Genomic DNA, 17,025 nt, shown 5'->3' on the forward strand with positions numbered 1-17,025 from the left:
TTTGCACTGCTGTCCCACAGTTAATTCCACAATAAAAGTTGCGGAGAATTAGTCTCTTGGTGAACTTTGTCAGGCGGCCTAAGGAGATCAGATAAGGGTCTTCTTTCAAACAGACTCAATTGCAATATTCTCAAGATCTCTGAAATCGATCCTCTGAACTTTGCCATAAACTTGAAATAGGAAAGCAGTAAATATACACACAATGCTATCCACAGCTGAGTGAGTACGGCATTTGGTGAAGTACCAAGAAAGGTTTTAACCTTGAGGTTTTGCTTGATCCATTTGAAAAAGAGTTCGATCTGCCAACGCTCTTTGTAGATAGCTGCAACTTCGGAAGCCTTTATCTTTTTTGAGTTGGTAAGGAATTGATATTCCTTACCTGTTTCCGGATCAACATAATTTACTTGGCGAAAGGTGGCTTGATGCCCAGGGAGTTTGACTTTGCAATCCAAGACGACATCTTCGGTATCAGGTTTCCGCCTATTTCCAAATTGATAGGCACCGGAATTGCTTTTTAGCCTTGTAACAAATGTGATATTGCTTTTATCGAGATCACCATACCAACTGTAGTCTGTATAGCCGCGGTCAAAAACGACACATGAGCCAGCTGGAAGTTTGAGTGCTCTGGCCAATTCAATTTCGTGTCTTTTACCCTCGGTCATATCCATGAATACTGGTAGGTAGCCATCTGCATCAAGGCCAAAATTTAACTTGATTGCTCCCTTGGTTTTGCGATATGTGGCCCATGGAAATACAGTAAGGCAGAGATTGATGGTCGTAGCATCCAAGAGGAGAATTTTCCCTTTAAATTTAAACCGATGTTTAGGAGCATGCTCCTCACACGTCCGTAAAAGCTTAAAAAACATCTCCTGATAAAGTTCATGTGGTTGTTGTTCATTCACCCGCGCAAGTGTAGTCCTGCTTGTTTGCTTCATGCCGAGGTGATAGATGCGCTTACCCTTTGCAGCTAAGTTACTAACCAGATCTCGCAGACTCTTCCTGCCGGTAAGTTGAGCAACGGTCATTGCCATAAATTGGCTCCAACGGCTATAGGAGCGAAACTTATGTCCCTGATGATGTTTTTGGGCAAGCTTTTCAAAATCATGTCTCGGTAAAAATGAGGCTATTTGATTGAGTATTGTGTTATAATGTGCCATGGCTCGGATCTCCTTGTATTTAAATGTTAATTCGCACTTTCATTATAACACAAGGAGCTCTCCGGGCCTTTATTTATCTGTATTTACATAACTATTTATGGGACAGCAGTGACCCTTTTGGTGTAACTAACTTTAGAGTCAGTTCCCCTGTGTGGGAACTGACTCTATTTTTTTGTAAATGCCCCCATAGTTGTTACGCACCAAACGCTTATCGTAATTTTTGCCGAATTAGCCATAGCAAGATTTCCAGTGTTTTGGACATTTTTCCCACGTTCCCATCGTAATTGTTGCAGGTTTTTGACGTTTCTGGCAAAACCATCCATTCCCATCCTCTCAACATGCTAATATGACACAGTTAATACAACATTCTTTGGGTGTATTTTTCGCTTCGCTCAAAAAAAATTGGGTTTTTCAAGGCATGGGACAGCTCCACAATATCATCGTAAAATGACGAAAATAGGGGAGTAGCCATATAGACCATTCCCCTCTCTGTCGATATTGCATAACCGTCCACCCGCCATCCCTTCGCAAAGTTATGTAGGTGGTGACCGTAAACAAGAACAATAAGATAACGGCCTATTATCGTGCAAATGGTCGTATCGTCACGCAGCAGCAGTATAATGTCTCCCAGGGTAACAACAACCGGTACCAGAATCGTCCTGACGGTAGGCAGCTGTATTATGCCTATGATGGACTTGGGAGTGTGGCAGCTCTCAGCAACCATCAGGGTAAACTGAAGACCAGGTATCAGTACGATGCCTTTGGTGAGGTTCTGGCCGGAGATCTGTCTGATAATCCGTATGCTTTTACCGGGCAGCGGTTAGATCCGGAGAGTAATCTGTATCATTTCCACTTCAGGAAATATGATGCTGGAGTTGGGGTTTGGACAACTACTGATCCGATTGGAGTAAATGGTGGGATTAATCTCTATAAATATGTAGAAAATAACCCGGTTAACCAAAAAGATTTACTGGGATTAAAGGTTACTAATAATAGCTCTAGTCCTGTATACGTAAAGCCTGAAACGACATCTGAATCTACAAAAGTAGAACCAAATGGAGGAGTGTATGATGATGCTATTGATGGCATCTGTGCAGAGGGTGAAAAGGGAAAATGGGAGGTTACCAAAACATTTGGTCCATTCGGGCGAGGCGATATTACAGTAGATGATGGCGGAGTAGACTTATACGGACCGGACTTTCTGAATGAGATGGGTCCAGGCGGCAAGAAAGATGAAGAGTTTTTAGAAGAGCGACATAAAGACACTCCTCCCGATTATGGATGGGACAACTTGTTCGAAAGTTGTTCAGGACTCAATGAAGCAAATGAATCTACCTCTACACCTGATGAGCCGACTGGTGAAGTTGTGCTATAAGGACAACCCTTTGCTTTTCGAATTTTAAGTAGGTCTATTCCATGATAAAGCGTAAGCATTACTACAGCATATTGTTTGCTATCGTAACCATTGCCTTGATTGGGTACGCTCTTTTGGGCTTTGAAACATACTGTTGGTGGAATCCCACAATTGATACACAGTTTTCTCCTGGTTATGATGAAAGTAAATTCTCTTCTATTGAACCTGGTATGTCAGAGGAATACATAATAGAACTACTCGGTGAGCCTTTTACCAAGAATGTCCTAGAAGATGAAGGTGCTGAGGATTGGTATTTCTCTAATGATGGGAAAAGCGAATGGGGCGACTGGGCTTGGTTAGTAAGAGTCGTAAGGTTTGATAAAAACTCTAAAGTTATAAAAACTATAGAGTCTGTCAGATATGATTAAAAGCAGATACTTAACTTTTGAACCTGCTCTTCACTGAAGGGCAGCCTCTTTTGATACCATTCACTAGATAACCCCCTCCACTGGTTGCAAAGTAACTAACGGCCTATTATCGTGCAAACGGTCGGCTCCTTACTCAGCAGAAATATAACGTCTCTCAGGGTAATAATAACAGCTACCAAAACCGCCCTGAAGGACAGCAATTGTTCTATGCTTATGATGGGCTTGGTAGCGTTGCGGCTCTTTCTAACCACCAGGGCAAACTGAAAACCAGGTATCAGTATGATGCTTTCGGTGAAGTGTTGGCCGGAGATCTGTCTGACAACCCTTATGCCTTTACCGGACAGTGGTTAGATCCGGAGAGCAATCTGTATCACTTCCATTTCCGGAAGTATGATGCTGAGGTGGGTGTTTGGACTGCTAAAGATCCGATTGGGGTGATTTTTGACGGACCTAACCTTTATAAATATGTTCGTAATAACCCTATCAACCATGTAGATATCCTTGGTTTGACGACTGGTGGCGGAAATTCAGCTGTCGGTGAAGGAGATGAATTTGGAAGCCATGAAGGGTATAGTGAAAGACAAGAAGGGTATGGCGAATCTTTTGGTGACACTGATAGTAGTTTAACCTCTGGTCTCCTTGACACACTATTTGTTGGCTTAGCAGTCAACTGGGACAAGTTTGCGAAGTACACTACATCAGTAAGGCTAGGTAGTAGAAGCCTATTGCAAAAGACAATAAATGTTTTGGATAAACATGTTGTTTTCAAAGTGATTGATCATTTCACAAGTATGCCAGAACCTCTCAGCCCATCAGCATTATCAACGGTTGGTGGTGTTGTTGGTAGTACAGTCATGGCTGTAGTCTGGGACATGCTTCATCCGACAACTTTGGGAGATGCGACATTACCGGATTGGGATAGGAATCTTAATGGTGTGCCTGATTTGATAGAAAAAAAAGACATTGAGTGTGAATAGCGAATGACATCAAAAATTCAAAAATACGAATTATACTTCACCCAATTCATATTCTTTATAATTGCTATCTGTTCAACACTCATTACGCTGCGAATTTTGTTTGAGTTGATTGGGCTTAGTAACAAAGCGTTAGATTATGTAATATGTTTGGCAGCTTATGGGTATGTCTTTATATATTCTTTTTTAAAACTGCCTACTCTTAGTAGAAAAATGAGGTATTATTCGATATTAATATTGCCAATTCCGCCTTTACTCATGTTGTTTATTGCATTTGTTTTTTCATAAGCTAAAGGTAACCTATAGAAAATAAGTGAAAGGGAGACAAATTTGGTATTAATCCGCTCATTAATCAGTAGACATGTGTTATACTCCATCCATGAATATTGAAGATGGAAGGAAAATTAACCGAGAAGCCCTTGAAGCTATAAGAATAAGGGCTGTACAGCGTGTAGAAGCAGGAGAGAGCCCTGAAGTAGTTATAAAGGCCCTTGGATTTACTAGAACCGTTATCTATGAATGGCTTGCGAAATATCGAGAAGGTGGTCTTGATGCTCTTCGCAGTAAGAAAGCCCCTGGAAAACAGCCAAAACTTAACGGAAAGCAGCTTCAAAAACTGTATCGAATTATTGTTGGGGTAGATCCTCGCCAACTCAAATTTGAATTTGCGCTTTGGACACGTGGCATGGTGCAGGAACTCATAAAGCGAAGATTTAGAGTCAGCATGAGTGAGGTTTCTGTAGGTCGTTTGTTGAGAAAACTTGGGCTGAGCCCCCAACGGCCACAAAGAAAGTCGTATCAGCAGGATGAATACCTTGTTCTGAAATGGATGGCGGAAGACTTTAAGGAAATCAAGAAGCTTGCAAAGAAGGAGAAGGCTGAAATATTCTTTGGTGATGAGTCGACAGTCCGTTCTGATTACCATTCCGGTACGACTTGGGCCCCAAAGGGGAAAACGCCTGTGGTTAAAACCACAGGATCTAGGCATAAAGTTAATTTGATCTCTGCAATCAACCCTCGTGGTGCAATGAAGTTTATGGCCACGGAAGACAGTGTAAATTCTTCCGTTTTTATTGAATTCCTGAAGCGCCTTATTATCGGGGTGAAAAGGCCGGTTTTTCTGATTCTCGACAACAGCTCTGTTCATCGTTCGAATGAGGTTCGTAAATTTGTAGAGAGCACCAATGGGAAGTTGAAAATCTTCTTTCTGCCACCCTACGCACCAGAGTTGAATCCTGATGAGCACGTTTGGAATTATCTTAAGAACCATAAAATTGGTCGTCAAACCACCACCAATGCATGGGATCTGTATAAAAGAGTCATGAAGGTCATGCGCTCGCTCCAACGCAGACCAGAGACAGTAAAATCATTCTTTCAGCATCCGTGGACAAAGTATACGATTGTGTCTACTGATTAACGTTCGGATTAATATTGCCCCCTTTTTGCTTTACCTGTAATAGCTCCAACCAACTAGATGTTTTGAGTGTTAGATTGAAAGCCTACTAAGCTAATAGACGTTTCCGTCACTGACAAGATGCCTATTTTTACTCAATAACAGCGTAGTATTTTATTCAATTTCCTAACAATACCACATCTTCCAGAACATCCTGGCGGAATATGCAATTACGGCCTATTATCGTGCAAACGGTCGGATAGTTACTCAACAGAAATATAACGTCTCTCAGGGGAACAACAGATACCAGAATCGTCCTGAGGGTCGGCAGCTGTTCTATGCTTATGATGGACTTGGTAGTGTTGCGGCACTTTCCAATCACCAGGGCAAACTGAAGACTCGGTATCAGTATGATGCTTTTGGTGAGGTACTGGTTGGAGATCTGTCTGATAATCACTATGCTTTTACCGGACAGCTGTTAGATCCTGAAAGCGGCTTGTATCACTTTCATTTCAGGAAGTATGATGCAGAGGTGGGTGTTTGGACAACTACTGATCCAATTGGAATGATTGGTGGAGTTAACTTGTACCAATATGTAAGAAACAACCCTGTGAACCTCCTGGATGTACTAGGCTTGTTTGCTGACTCCGAAGGGATGGATGACACGCGCTCCGAAGGTAGTCTACAAGATGCAAACAACAACGAAGATGGAATCTTTGGGCAGTTATGGTCAGATATAAAATCTACCTTAAAACCCATTGGTCAAAAACTATCAGAGTTTCATTTTGAAGACAGGAAGAGCCTGAACAAAAATCTCCCTGCTACCATAGCTGATGCTGAAAAAGCTGGATCAGAATGGAAGAGAATGCCAGATAGCATGAATGTATATCATGATAATGGGGACGCTTACCCAGAATCTAAATTTGTCAACTCCGATGGGCGAGAAGCTATATATGACGGTGCAACAGGGGAATTAGTAACAGATCCTTGTTTGGAAGGTACTTATAATTACATGAACCCACCAGATCTCAATGAGATTAGAGATACCATTGGGTTGATAGAAGCTGCAACTCAAGGGCTTGGGCATTTCATAGCTGATATGGCTCCCTACTATGCCGGTGGTAATGTTAGAGGAGATGATAATTGCAATGAAAAATAAATGTATTAAGTGGGTTCCAATAGTCTATTTTATTCTTGTAACTGGAGGCTGTAAATTTCATTCTATTACTGATTTTGTCAGCCCTGATTTGAGAGAAAGAGCTATCCCTGCAGATATCAGTAAGGAATTGGAATCGAAATATAAATTTGGAAATATAGTTATTATTCCATCGATAAGACATGGCAAAGAAACTGATGATTATTATCATATTAGGATTGACGTCTTCTCACCTCAAAGCCTTTTATATCTTAAAATTGTCAACGCCCAGGTAGCAGTTGATGGTAAAAATACTGGCATTAAACAATTATTTGATAACAATCTTCAATGCCAATCTAATTGGGATGAACCTTTAGGGTATTATTACTGTCATGTACAATCTAATAAGTTTCAAATTGAGAGACCTTCAAAAGTGAAAAGTGTTTCTTTGAAGCTGCAAAATAAACTTTCTACTTCTGAACGAGAAGACATCAGTACTGAAGCAACCTATACCTTTACTCCCAAAGTACGTAAGTATTTTGAATGATACTTGATTATTTAGTTGTTATTCCGTGTGTTTAGAACATTATGTCGACACTTCCTTTTTTTATGTGAGGGAGTGTTGGCATTTCACATAGCAACATATACCTTGAAAGTTGGTTAAGGGATACGTTATTTGGTCGCACGAAGCCTCAAAGCCCTTCCCGCCGACAAAACATTGCCTTATTTCTTCAGTTTCATGGTGAAGATAGCTGATTGTAATTCTTTGCCCTTCTGCAAATCATTTACACCACAAGTGACTTCTCGCTAAAATCACCATAACGGCCTATTATCGTGCAAACGGTCGGATCGTTACTCAGCAGAAATATACCATCTCTCAGGGGAATAATGACAGATACCAGAACCGTCCTGAAGGTCGGCAGCTGTTTTATGCCTATGATGGGCTTGGTAGTGTAGCAGGGCTCTCCAATCATCAAGGCAAACTGAAGACCAGGTATCAATATGATGCTTTTGGTGAGGTATTAGGGGGAGATCTCGCTGACAATCCTTAAGCCTTTACTGGGCAGCGATTAGATCCAGAGAGCAATCTGTATCATTTCCACTTCAGGAAGTATGATGCTGAGGTTGGGAATTGGACTACCACTGATCCCAGCGGTATTATCTTTGATGGACCAAATTTGTATCAATATTTGAGCAACAATCCTATTAATCTTTTTGATGTTTTAGGTTTATTCGCTGATAAGGAGGGAATGGATGATACTCGATCACCGGGGAGTCTTGAAGATGCTCACGGTAATGGAGATACTACTATACAGTGGGGTCGTGTCGGGAAAGGAGTTGTCGAAACAATTGGGGGAATTCTTGGTATCGTAGGTGCTGCATACAGTGAAGTTCAAAGTATGGGGGCTGCTTCTATTGTAGTTGGTTCTTTAGTTGGCTTTTCTATACCTGCGCTATCTCATGGTATTTCAGAGATCACAGCTGGTTTTATGGGAATTGAGGAAGAGTTTCCGGCAGCTACAGCTCCAACTGTGGCAACCTTAGCAATTACCGGCAATCCCAGTAGGGCCAAAAGCAATGATCTAATTGTCAGTTCTTTGATGTTAGGACAATCGATTGGTACTTGGACAGTAAAATTTCCAGGTGTGTTGGAAATAACTACTGGTGCAACAGAAGGGGCAGGCGTCATTCTGCAATCTACCGAAATAAACCAAGGATGCCAAGAGGACTCAAAATAGAGGTTTTTGAAATGAATAAATACAAGAGAAATATTGTCATTGCTGTAGGCTTGTTAACATGCTCTCTTATCTTGATAGTGATTACACTTACGCAGTCTGGTCGCTTCATGCTTGCTGATTTATTCGGCTATATTGGCTTGTTACTTGTGGGAGCATATTTTTTTGTGACTAATTATAGGAAATACAAAAAAAACAATACCAATAATTAGTGATTTCGATAGGCTTTGAAGAGGCGGAATGTGTTTCACTAACCGCCTCTTGTAATTTGGATACTGAGGGTACTCACGTAACACAATAACAGCGTAGTATCTTCCCTACCTTTCAGGTAAATAGAGAAAGGTAGCACTGTTGTGTCGTGTATGGTGGATCAAAGAGAAGTCTAAACAGTGTCAATAGCTGAACCGGATCGTCTTGTAGGTCTTTTTCTGATTGGTATTTTCCAGAAGCTGATCATTAAGTTATCATTGCCAGGACGAAGGGCAGTTCTATTTATCCTGTCATCAACTCCGTCATACAATGGCCACAGATTTACTCAACGCTGGTGCCGACATTATAACGATCCAATACTTGTTGGGCCATAGCCGGATTAAAACAACACTGAGGTATGCCAGGTTATCGAATCAGAGGGCTCGCATGGATTACTACCAATCAATGACCAGGGTCATGGAAATAAAAGGTAACCTGACATCGTGGAACGTCATGTGTTGATCAACGCCGCCTGGTACAGGACGGTGTTACTATAAAAAATCTTGACTTAAAAGAAGAAAAGAAGGGATAACAAGACAACGTAATCATCTAAAACAACAAGAAGAAACAGGGTTGTTACGTATACAAAATGGCAATGTTAACCATTTCGCAATTCCGCAAATTTATACGTCCTGTTTCTCTTCATCCACGACTACTTGCAAAGTAGCTCCAACTCACAGAGCGGCTTTACAAGATACGACTTCCCACTCAACTCATTCTAAAAATACAACACTGCGCCACCAAACCATTTTCATTCAAGCAAATAAGATTATGCGAACGAATTGACTTGGGTCATTTCTCCTGTTAGCTGCATAGAATATGCTTTTCCAACGTACAATATCAACCCACCGTAGAAAACTTATAATCTCTAATAGGAGGAAATGATTATGTCTGGATGTGGATGTGGGTGTGGAGATGGGGCCGGGCCTTTTTCAAAAGGAAGAGATCTGGTCGAGTTTGTCTACAATGCCCATGAGGGCACTATTCGGGATCAACCCATTCGAAACGGCGCCCTGGAAACAAAATGCCAAGGATGTGGAGAACACTTTTCACTGTCAACATACGTTGGGAGTTGTCCTCAGTGTGGTGGTGTCCACGCTGTGGCACCTATGAACCCCACAGCAGAGAATATTCAGTTCGGTGGAAAGAATTTCACCCCTTTCCTGTAACGTTTAAGTAAAACACCCATGGAAAACCTTGACAAACTCTTCACCTGGTACCAAATTGGCGTAGGCAAAATATTCGCATTACAATCTAGGGAACCTGAGATTGTTATTCACAGTCCCGTAATCAAACTAAATGGTGAAGAGAATGTCGTCCTACCTCATTGCAGTACCTTCAGATAACCCTGGAGGAATCGACGCCCAGCGTTCAGGTCATTTCGGTCATGCCGATCTTTATACCTTACTTGAAGTTGAAGGTGATAAAGTGGTGGGTGTCAGCACCCAGCAAAGCGTTGCTCATGACTCCGGTGGCTGTATGGCCCCGGTTCGGGCCCTGGCTGATGCCGGTGTGAAAAAGATAATTGTCGGCGGTATGGGAGCAACCCCGCTGGCCCTTTGTGACGAGATCGGCATGACCGTCTATTTTGCACCAAAAGATGAGTATTCACTGGTCAGTGATGTTGCCGCAGCTTTTGTAGAAGGTAAGCTTCCCGTAATGGGTCACGATCAAGCTTGTGGTGGAGGAAGCAACTGTCATCATTGACATAGAAATGGGTATCTTGAAGAGAAATTTCGAAAAGAACGTATTCAAGGTATCCTTTAGTTGCAATCACCAACCAATAATTCTGATTATACTTCCGGTTTGTGAGGGGCTACCGGGACTAGCCCTTTAAGGGAATGATGAAGTGAAGTGCTTTTGAATAGTGTCACAACTCCTTATTCTCTCCCGGAACCATTTTTGATACTCAATTTCTTTTGAAATCAGGATAGTATTTTCCTCACGGAACACTCATGGCTTACTCCCGCCAATTTTCAGAATAATGACCAAGCCGATACCCACTCTTTCAGAACAGGATCATGGTGTCAATAATATAAAGGTTTTACCCTGCTCTGCCAAAAGAGTGTTCTCCCCGACTAAATAGAGTATGTTCTTTCCCCCCTGTCTTCGGGTATACTCACACGAATATCCCATTAAAAGATGCTCATTGTTTAACGCGTTATCCCTTAAAGGACAGTCATATGCTGCAGATAAAAAATATTCTCTACGCCAAAGATTTGGAAGAGGCGTATCGGGCATACATATCGGAGCCAGACAGTGTAGTATTAGGCGGATGCGGCTATCTCCGCCTCGGTTCCCGAAAGATAGCCACCGCCATCGATCTCAGCCATCTTAATCTTGACTTCATTGAAAAGAGAGAGGACACCATTGAGATAGGGGCCATGACGACACTACGAGCCATTGAGACCAGCCCTTTAACCTCTGATTTATGGGGCGGAATGCTTGCCAACTCCGTAAGCCATATCGTTGGGGTGCAGTTACGCAATATCGTAACTACAGGTGGTACAGTAGCCGGTCGTTACGCTTTTTCTGACCCGATAACAGCTCTATTGGCACTCGATGCGAAGGTTGCACTTTTTAATCATGGAGAGATTGACCTGGCAGATTTCCTTGAAACCAAGGGACTCCGCGATATTGTGGTCAAGATTACCATACCGGATGATGTCAGGAACGGAGCATTTGCCAGTATCCGCAAATCCAACACCGACTACGCAATACTCAATTGTGCAGTAACGGTAACAACCGATTCTTTTCGGATAGTTGTTGGCAGCAGGCCGGGCAAAGCGCAACGTGCGACCAGGGCAGAGGCATATCTGCTGGCAAACGGGCTTAATGCCGACACCGCCAGCAAAGCCGGAAAAATTGCCGCCGAGGAACTCAAGTTTGGGGACAACCCGAGAGGAAAAGGCAAATACCGGAGTGCAATTTGTCCCGTTCTGATCGAACGTTGCCTTGCGGAGGTACATAAATGAAGCTTGAAACAACGATCAACAACCGTACGGTAACGCTTGACTTCCCCCCGGGTGAAGCCCTTTACGATACGCTCAGGCGTTACGGCTATTTGGGGGTAAAGCAAGGCTGTGAGACCTCCTCCTGCGGCTTGTGTACCGTCTGGGTTGATCAGAAACCGGTTCTCTCCTGCTCAACCCTCACCGCGCGAATGGCAAACTGCGTCATAACCACCATCGAGGGTGTCCAGGATGAAGCATCCGACTTCGCCCGTTTCATGGTAGAGGAAGGGGCCGAACAATGCGGTTTCTGTTCCCCCGGATTCACCATGACAGTACTTGCCATGAAAAATGAACTCGACCATCCTACCGAGGAGGCTATGAACCATTATCTCGCCGGTAATCTCTGCCGCTGTTCCGGGTATAAGTCCCAAATGCGGGCAATAAAAAAATATATGGGGGTTGAGTAATGAATTTTGTCGGCAAACCGATTCCCAAAATTGACGGCAGGGAGCTGGTAAAGGGCACCCCGGCTTATACCAGTGATCTGGACATTACTAATAATGCTCTCATCGTTAAACTACTCAGGAGTCCGCATGCTTCAGCCCGAATTGTCTCTATCGACGCTGCAGAAGCACGGGCTCTTCCCGGAGTTGAATGCGTACTAACCTGGGAAGATGTACCCCAAACAGAATTTACCCTTGCCGGGCAATCGTTTCCGGAACCATCTCCATACGACCGGAAAATCCTCGACCGAACTTTACGTTATGTGGGTGACGAGGTCGCCATCGTCGCAGCTGTTGATGAGGCGAGCGCCACAAGAGCCCTGGACAGGATCAAGGTCAAATACGAGATATATGAGCCGTTACTTGACGCTGAGAACGCCATTGACAACGAAATTCTCGTACATGACCGCCAGCCGTTCACCAATTTCGAGATCGGTAATGATGCCTCCAGAAACATTGCCGCAAGTCACTACACCGAACAGGGGGATGTGGAGAAGGAACTGGCAGAGAGCGATGTGATCATTGAGCAGACATATCGCACGCAACCGCAGGCTCACGCCATGATGGAGACCTACCGGGCAACCACCTCTTTTGATGTGAACGGCCGATTGCAGATAATGACCTCTACCCAGATTCCCTACCATGTTCGACGCCATCTCTCCCACATCCTCGACATCCCGAAATCGAGGATAAAGGTACTGAAACCTCGGGTGGGCGGCGGGTTTGGTGGCAAACAGACAGCGGCCATGGAGATTTTCCCCGCCGTGATCACCATGAAAACAGGGAGACCAGCCCGACTCGTTTACACCCGTAAGGAAACTTTCAGCTGTACGACCAGTCGTCACGCCATGACACTCAAGGTACGTCTCGGCGCCGACAACAATGGGAATATCAAGGCGGTGGATATCTATTGTATATCTGACACCGGCGCTTATGGTGAGCACGCCCCAACCGTCTTCTGGGTCGTCGGCCAAAAGACATTACCGATGTATGGAAATGCCAGGGCGTGCCGATATCATGGTCACGCCGTCTACACCAACAAAACACCGGGCGGGGCTCTTCGTGGTTACGGTGCAACTCAAGGGACCTTCGCTCTCGAGTCGGCTATCAACGAACTTGCAGATGCACTGCAGATCGATCCCACAGAACTACGAGCAAAAAACCTTACGCGTGAAGGGCAGAGTCATCCGGAACTATGCGGTTCCGTCCCCGGGCAACCTGCAACACTGACCAGCAGCAGTCTGCATAAATGTATCGAGAGGGGCAAACAACTGATCGGCTGGCAGGAGAACTATCCAGCAACAAAGATCAGCGACACAAAGATGCGTGGATATGGCATGGCTGTCACCATGCAAGGCTCAGGTATCGCCAATATTGATACTGCCTCGGTCCTCATTAAACTTAATGAAGACGGTTTTTTCACACTCAGTCACTCCGCCTCGGACATGGGCCAGGGCTCGGATACCATCCAAAACCAGATAGCCGCTGACATCCTGGAAATTTCCATGGATGAAGTGGTGGTCTGCAGCTTTGACCTGGATACCCTTCCCTATGATCCTGGTGCCTACGCATCAAGCGGTGCCTACGTTACCGGAAATGCCACGCGACTGGCAGCGGAAGACATGAAAAAGCAAATGTTCGAAGCGGCTGCTCGTTTTCTGAACACAGGGATTACCAACCTGACTTATGAATCCGGCACCTTTACAATGACGGATGGCACAACCATGACCATCTCAGAACTGGCCCAAAAACTTTGCTCATTCGAGGGACAGGACCAACTCGTCGCCAAAGGGTCTTTTGGCGGCAACACCTCCCCTCCTCCTTTCATCGCAGGTTTTGCCGAGGTGGTGGTTGACCTGCAAACCGGGGTCAGCGAAGTTACCGATTTCGTCGCCGTGGTCGACTGCGGTACCGTATTAAATGAAAATCTCGCACGCATCCAGGTGGAAGGCGGTGTGGTTATGGGTATTGGACTTGGCCTGTTTGAAGATGTTCGTTACAGTTCAAGGGGCAGACTGGCCACCGATTCTTTTATGGAATACAAAATTCCCTGCAGAGAGGATATAGGCAACATTCAGGTCGCTTTTGAAGAGAGCAACGAACCGACCGGCCCTTTTGGTGCCAAATCCGTCGGCGAGGTCGTCTGCAACACTCCGGCTCCGGCCATTGCCCACGCCATCCATAACGCTACCAGCCACTACTTCCGGGATCTGCCGGTGACAGGCGAAAAAGTGCTGATGACCATGCTGGAAAGTGATGAAGCGGTGGGATAGAGATGTATCCTTTCTTGCAGCATTCGCGATACAAAGAGGAGATCTCATTTGTCTGAGCGGAGCCGGAGGCAAAACCTCTCTCATGTATCATCTTGCTCAGGAAGCACGTGACATGGATTTCAGGGTACTCGTTACAACAACCACAAGGATACTGGTACCGGCAAGGAATCAATATGACCGGATCGATCTGAGCGGAATGTTGTTTGATAGCCAGCAGGAACTCGACCCAGGCATTTATGTCGGTGGCTCTAAAGCTTACAAAGATGACAAAATTACCGGTTGCTCATTTGACGTGCTGCAATCAGCGAGAGATCGGTTTGATCTTGTATTGAATGAAGCTGACGGGGCTGCCTGCAAAAGGTTGAAAGGCTGGCGGGAGAACGAACCGGTAATTCCCGAATTCACCACAAAAACCATTGGTATTGTCGATATCAACACGATCAATATGGTCGTCAATGAACACAATGTTCACCGACTCCCCCAATTCCTCAGTTTGACCGGAGCCAGACAAGGAGAAGCCGTCACCCTCTCCCATTTACAACGACTTATTGAAGGTCGCAAAGGGATTTTTGTGAACAGTCGTGGAGAAAAAATCGTATTCTTCAATAGAATGGAATCTGCCAATGATTTTGCTAAAGCAGCTGAGCTTCGCAATCTGCTGCCTCAGTTACAGTGCTTTGGCGGCAGTCTCCACCTGGCCGAAGTCTACAGCTGAGACCTTACGAGATGGAAGACGATAACCTGATAATCATACGTGGAGCCGGTGATATCGCCACCGCCACAATCTGCAGACTGTATAACTGCGGCTTCCGACTTCTCGTTCTTGAAACCGAGAATCCATCGGCAATCAGACGACGGGTTTCTTTGAGCGAAGCCGTGTACGACGGACAACAGACTGTGGAAGGGGTTACCGCAGAACGTATCAGTGAACTGAGCCAAAGGCATGAGGTCTGGAACCGCAAAAATATTCCCTTATTTATTGATCCGTGCTGCAGCCACCTACATAGAATCCAGGCCGGGGTGATTGTTGATGCCATCGTAGGGAAAAAAAATTTCGGTACATACATGGCAATGGCCCCATACACCATTGCCCTTGGACCTGGATTTCATGCAGGCAGAGATGTTCACTGCGTCATCGAAACCGCCCGCGGCCACAATCTCGGCCGGTTGATCCACTCCGGCCCGCCCCTGCCCAACAGTGGCGTTCCGGGTGATATACAAGGTTACAGCCGGGAGCGCGTCGTACATGCTTCAGTAGCGGGCATCCTTGAAATCAAAAGGGATATCGGGAGCGCTGTACAGAAAGGTGAGATCATTGCCCGCATCGGCACAATCCCTGTCCACGCACCTCTAACCGGGCTGGTGAGGGGAATGATTCGGGATCGGTTCAGGGTGAAGGAGAACATGAAAATTGCGGACGTCGATCCCCGCATGAACGAGCCAGAGAATTGTTTCACCATCTCAGACAAGGCACGCTGTATCTCCGGCGGCGTTCTTGAAGCCCTGCTCTCAGTTATGAACAGGGCACATCCATAAAATATTTCTATCCTTTAAGCTCTTCAGGCAAAACGGCATTCAGGGCAATTGATAAAACGGCAGCCGGCAGAATGCCTGAGGTAAGCAAAATCTTCAGGGTACCAGGCACATGCTGCAAAGCCTCCGGGACCGCCTGCAAACCAAGACCAATGGAAAGCGAAATAGCCAGGATCAGCATGTTGCGCCTGTTCCAGGCGACCTCGCTCAACATAGTGACACCTGCGGAGACAACCATACCGAACATAACAATCACACCGCCGCCAAGAACTGCAATGGGCATTGCGGCAATGACCGCCCCCACTTTCGGGATGAGCCCTGCCAGAACCAGAAAGAGTGCACCAAAGGTAACAACATGACGGCTCATGACACCGGTCATTGAGATCAAACCGACATTCTGGCTAAAAGAGGTATTCGGTAATCCGCCGAATATGCCGGAAATAGCGGTTCCCAAGCCATCGGCCATGGTGCCGCCGGAGATTTCCTTATCTGTAGCCTCCCGGCCCGCACCACCTTTGGTAATTCCCGAAATATCACCCACAGTCTCAATCGCCGAGACAAACGACATCAGACACATGCCGACAACTGCCGCCACATTAAACTCAAAACCAAAGTGGAGAGGGGATGGCATCGCAAACCAGGCAGCACCGCTCACCTTACTCAGGTTGACCATACCCATAGGAATAGCGACCAGGTAGCCTACAACAAGTGCAACAAGAACGGCAGCCGTAGAGAACAACCCCCGGGTAAAGAATTTCAATGCCAGGGTTACAAAAATCACGACCAGGGCCAGACTCCAGTGCTCCAATCCGCCAAATTCTGGTTTCCCCATAAGTGGTACACCACCCGCAGCATATTTGATACCAACCGGAATAAGGGAAAGGCCGATGGTAAGCACCACAATCCCTGTCACCAGGGGAGGCAACAGGTTACGAAGCCGCCCGATCACGGTTCCAAGCAAAAAATGAAATATCCCACCAATAACAACGCCTCCGAAAAGCGCAGCCATACCCGCTGTTTTCACAATCGGTATCATGATCGGGATAAAGGCAAAACTGGTCCCCTGAACAACAGGAAGCCTTGCACCGACCGGCCCCAATCCCACGGTCTGGAACAGTGTGGAAATACCGGCAAAAACCATGACGATCTGGATCATGTATACCATCTCAGCAGAGCCGAAGGTAAAGCCTGCAGCCAGCGAGATAATAATTGCCGGAGTTACATTGGATGCAAACATGGCAAGCACATGTTGTATCCCAAGTGGTATCGACTGGTGCAGGGGCGGCAGGTAATCTGGATTGCGTACATCTTTTTCGGTCATCGCGGACATTCAAAA

General features: G+C 45.4%; 17 protein-coding genes and 1 pseudogene. 16 read left to right on the forward strand and 2 right to left on the reverse strand.

The genetic code is table 11. The features are described from left to right. Window positions 1-20: 20 nt before the first annotated feature. A complete protein-coding gene (locus tag GA520_RS21835) occupies window positions 21-1,157 on the reverse strand; it encodes an IS4 family transposase (RefSeq protein ID WP_304511262.1) in 1,137 nt (378 codons plus the stop codon). 544 nt (window positions 1,158-1,701) lie between these two features. Between GA520_RS21835 and GA520_RS21840 the strand changes: the two genes are divergently transcribed. From GA520_RS21840 to yqeB, 16 genes and pseudogenes are all read left to right on the forward strand, one after another. Continuing rightward, window positions 1,702-2,532, forward strand: a complete 831-nt coding sequence (locus tag GA520_RS21840; protein WP_304511260.1) for an RHS repeat-associated core domain-containing protein — start codon at window positions 1,702-1,704, stop codon at window positions 2,530-2,532. A gap of 41 nt (window positions 2,533-2,573) precedes the next feature. Continuing rightward, window positions 2,574-2,939, forward strand: coding sequence for a hypothetical protein (locus GA520_RS21845; protein ID WP_163341216.1), 366 nt, complete (start codon window positions 2,574-2,576; stop codon window positions 2,937-2,939). Between the two features lie 200 nt (window positions 2,940-3,139). Then, the gene (locus tag GA520_RS21850) at window positions 3,140-3,916 is read left to right on the forward strand and encodes an RHS repeat-associated core domain-containing protein (protein ID WP_163341226.1); all 777 of its coding nucleotides are present in this window, start codon (window positions 3,140-3,142) and stop codon (window positions 3,914-3,916) included. A 358-nt stretch (window positions 3,917-4,274) separates the two neighbouring features. Beyond that, window positions 4,275-5,330 (forward strand): IS630 family transposase, encoded by a 1,056-nt coding sequence (locus GA520_RS21855; protein WP_304511263.1) that lies wholly within the window; start codon window positions 4,275-4,277, stop codon window positions 5,328-5,330. 418 nt (window positions 5,331-5,748) lie between these two features. After that, on the forward strand, window positions 5,749-6,465 hold the full coding sequence (locus GA520_RS21860; RefSeq protein WP_240910265.1) for an RHS repeat-associated core domain-containing protein: 717 nt from the start codon (window positions 5,749-5,751) through the stop codon (window positions 6,463-6,465). Next, window positions 6,455-6,988 (forward strand): hypothetical protein, encoded by a 534-nt coding sequence (locus GA520_RS21865; protein ID WP_163340581.1) that lies wholly within the window; start codon window positions 6,455-6,457, stop codon window positions 6,986-6,988. Before GA520_RS21860 ends, GA520_RS21865 begins: the two co-directional genes overlap by 11 nt. A gap of 541 nt (window positions 6,989-7,529) precedes the next feature. Beyond that, window positions 7,530-7,613 (forward strand): annotated as a pseudogene (locus GA520_RS27320) (hypothetical protein); the annotation flags it as partial. Between the two features lie 6 nt (window positions 7,614-7,619). Next, window positions 7,620-8,180: a hypothetical protein gene (locus GA520_RS21870; protein WP_240910262.1), complete on the forward strand. Its 561-nt coding sequence runs from the start codon at window positions 7,620-7,622 to the stop codon at window positions 8,178-8,180. 516 nt (window positions 8,181-8,696) lie between these two features. Continuing rightward, entirely contained in the window at window positions 8,697-8,888 is a 192-nt protein-coding gene (locus GA520_RS27325) for a tyrosine-type recombinase/integrase (RefSeq protein WP_163340583.1), read from the forward strand. 425 nt (window positions 8,889-9,313) lie between these two features. Continuing rightward, entirely contained in the window at window positions 9,314-9,595 is a 282-nt protein-coding gene (locus tag GA520_RS21875; protein WP_163340585.1) for a hydrogenase maturation nickel metallochaperone HypA, read from the forward strand. 142 nt (window positions 9,596-9,737) lie between these two features. Then, window positions 9,738-10,133 (forward strand): NifB/NifX family molybdenum-iron cluster-binding protein, encoded by a 396-nt coding sequence (locus GA520_RS21880; protein WP_163340587.1) that lies wholly within the window; start codon window positions 9,738-9,740, stop codon window positions 10,131-10,133. Between the two features lie 476 nt (window positions 10,134-10,609). Continuing rightward, window positions 10,610-11,401 carry a xanthine dehydrogenase family protein subunit M gene (locus tag GA520_RS21885; RefSeq protein ID WP_163340607.1) on the forward strand — a complete coding sequence of 264 codons (792 nt, stop codon included), beginning with the start codon at window positions 10,610-10,612 and terminating at the stop codon, window positions 11,399-11,401. Next, window positions 11,398-11,847, forward strand: coding sequence for a (2Fe-2S)-binding protein (locus GA520_RS21890; protein WP_163340609.1), 450 nt, complete (start codon window positions 11,398-11,400; stop codon window positions 11,845-11,847). Before GA520_RS21885 ends, GA520_RS21890 begins: the two co-directional genes overlap by 4 nt. Next, entirely contained in the window at window positions 11,847-14,156 is a 2,310-nt protein-coding gene (locus GA520_RS21895; RefSeq protein WP_163340611.1) for a xanthine dehydrogenase family protein molybdopterin-binding subunit, read from the forward strand. The genes GA520_RS21890 and GA520_RS21895 overlap by 1 nt, the downstream gene beginning before the upstream one ends. After that, window positions 14,140-14,871: a selenium cofactor biosynthesis protein YqeC gene (yqeC, locus tag GA520_RS21900; protein WP_163340613.1), complete on the forward strand. Its 732-nt coding sequence runs from the start codon at window positions 14,140-14,142 to the stop codon at window positions 14,869-14,871. Before GA520_RS21895 ends, yqeC begins: the two co-directional genes overlap by 17 nt. Before the next feature lie 11 nt (window positions 14,872-14,882). Then, window positions 14,883-15,692 (forward strand): selenium-dependent molybdenum cofactor biosynthesis protein YqeB, encoded by an 810-nt coding sequence (gene yqeB / locus GA520_RS21905; protein WP_163340615.1) that lies wholly within the window; start codon window positions 14,883-14,885, stop codon window positions 15,690-15,692. Window positions 15,693-15,699: 7 nt separating this feature from the next. On the opposite strand, the gene GA520_RS21910 is transcribed toward yqeB, so the two are convergent. After that, window positions 15,700-17,019, reverse strand: coding sequence for a uracil-xanthine permease family protein (locus GA520_RS21910; protein WP_163340617.1), 1,320 nt, complete (start codon window positions 17,017-17,019; stop codon window positions 15,700-15,702). Window positions 17,020-17,025: the final 6 nt, after the last annotated feature.

The sequence above is a fragment of the Desulfopila sp. IMCC35008 genome (genome assembly GCF_010646885.2).
Classification (GTDB): Bacteria; Desulfobacterota; Desulfobulbia; order Desulfobulbales; family Desulfocapsaceae; genus Desulfopila.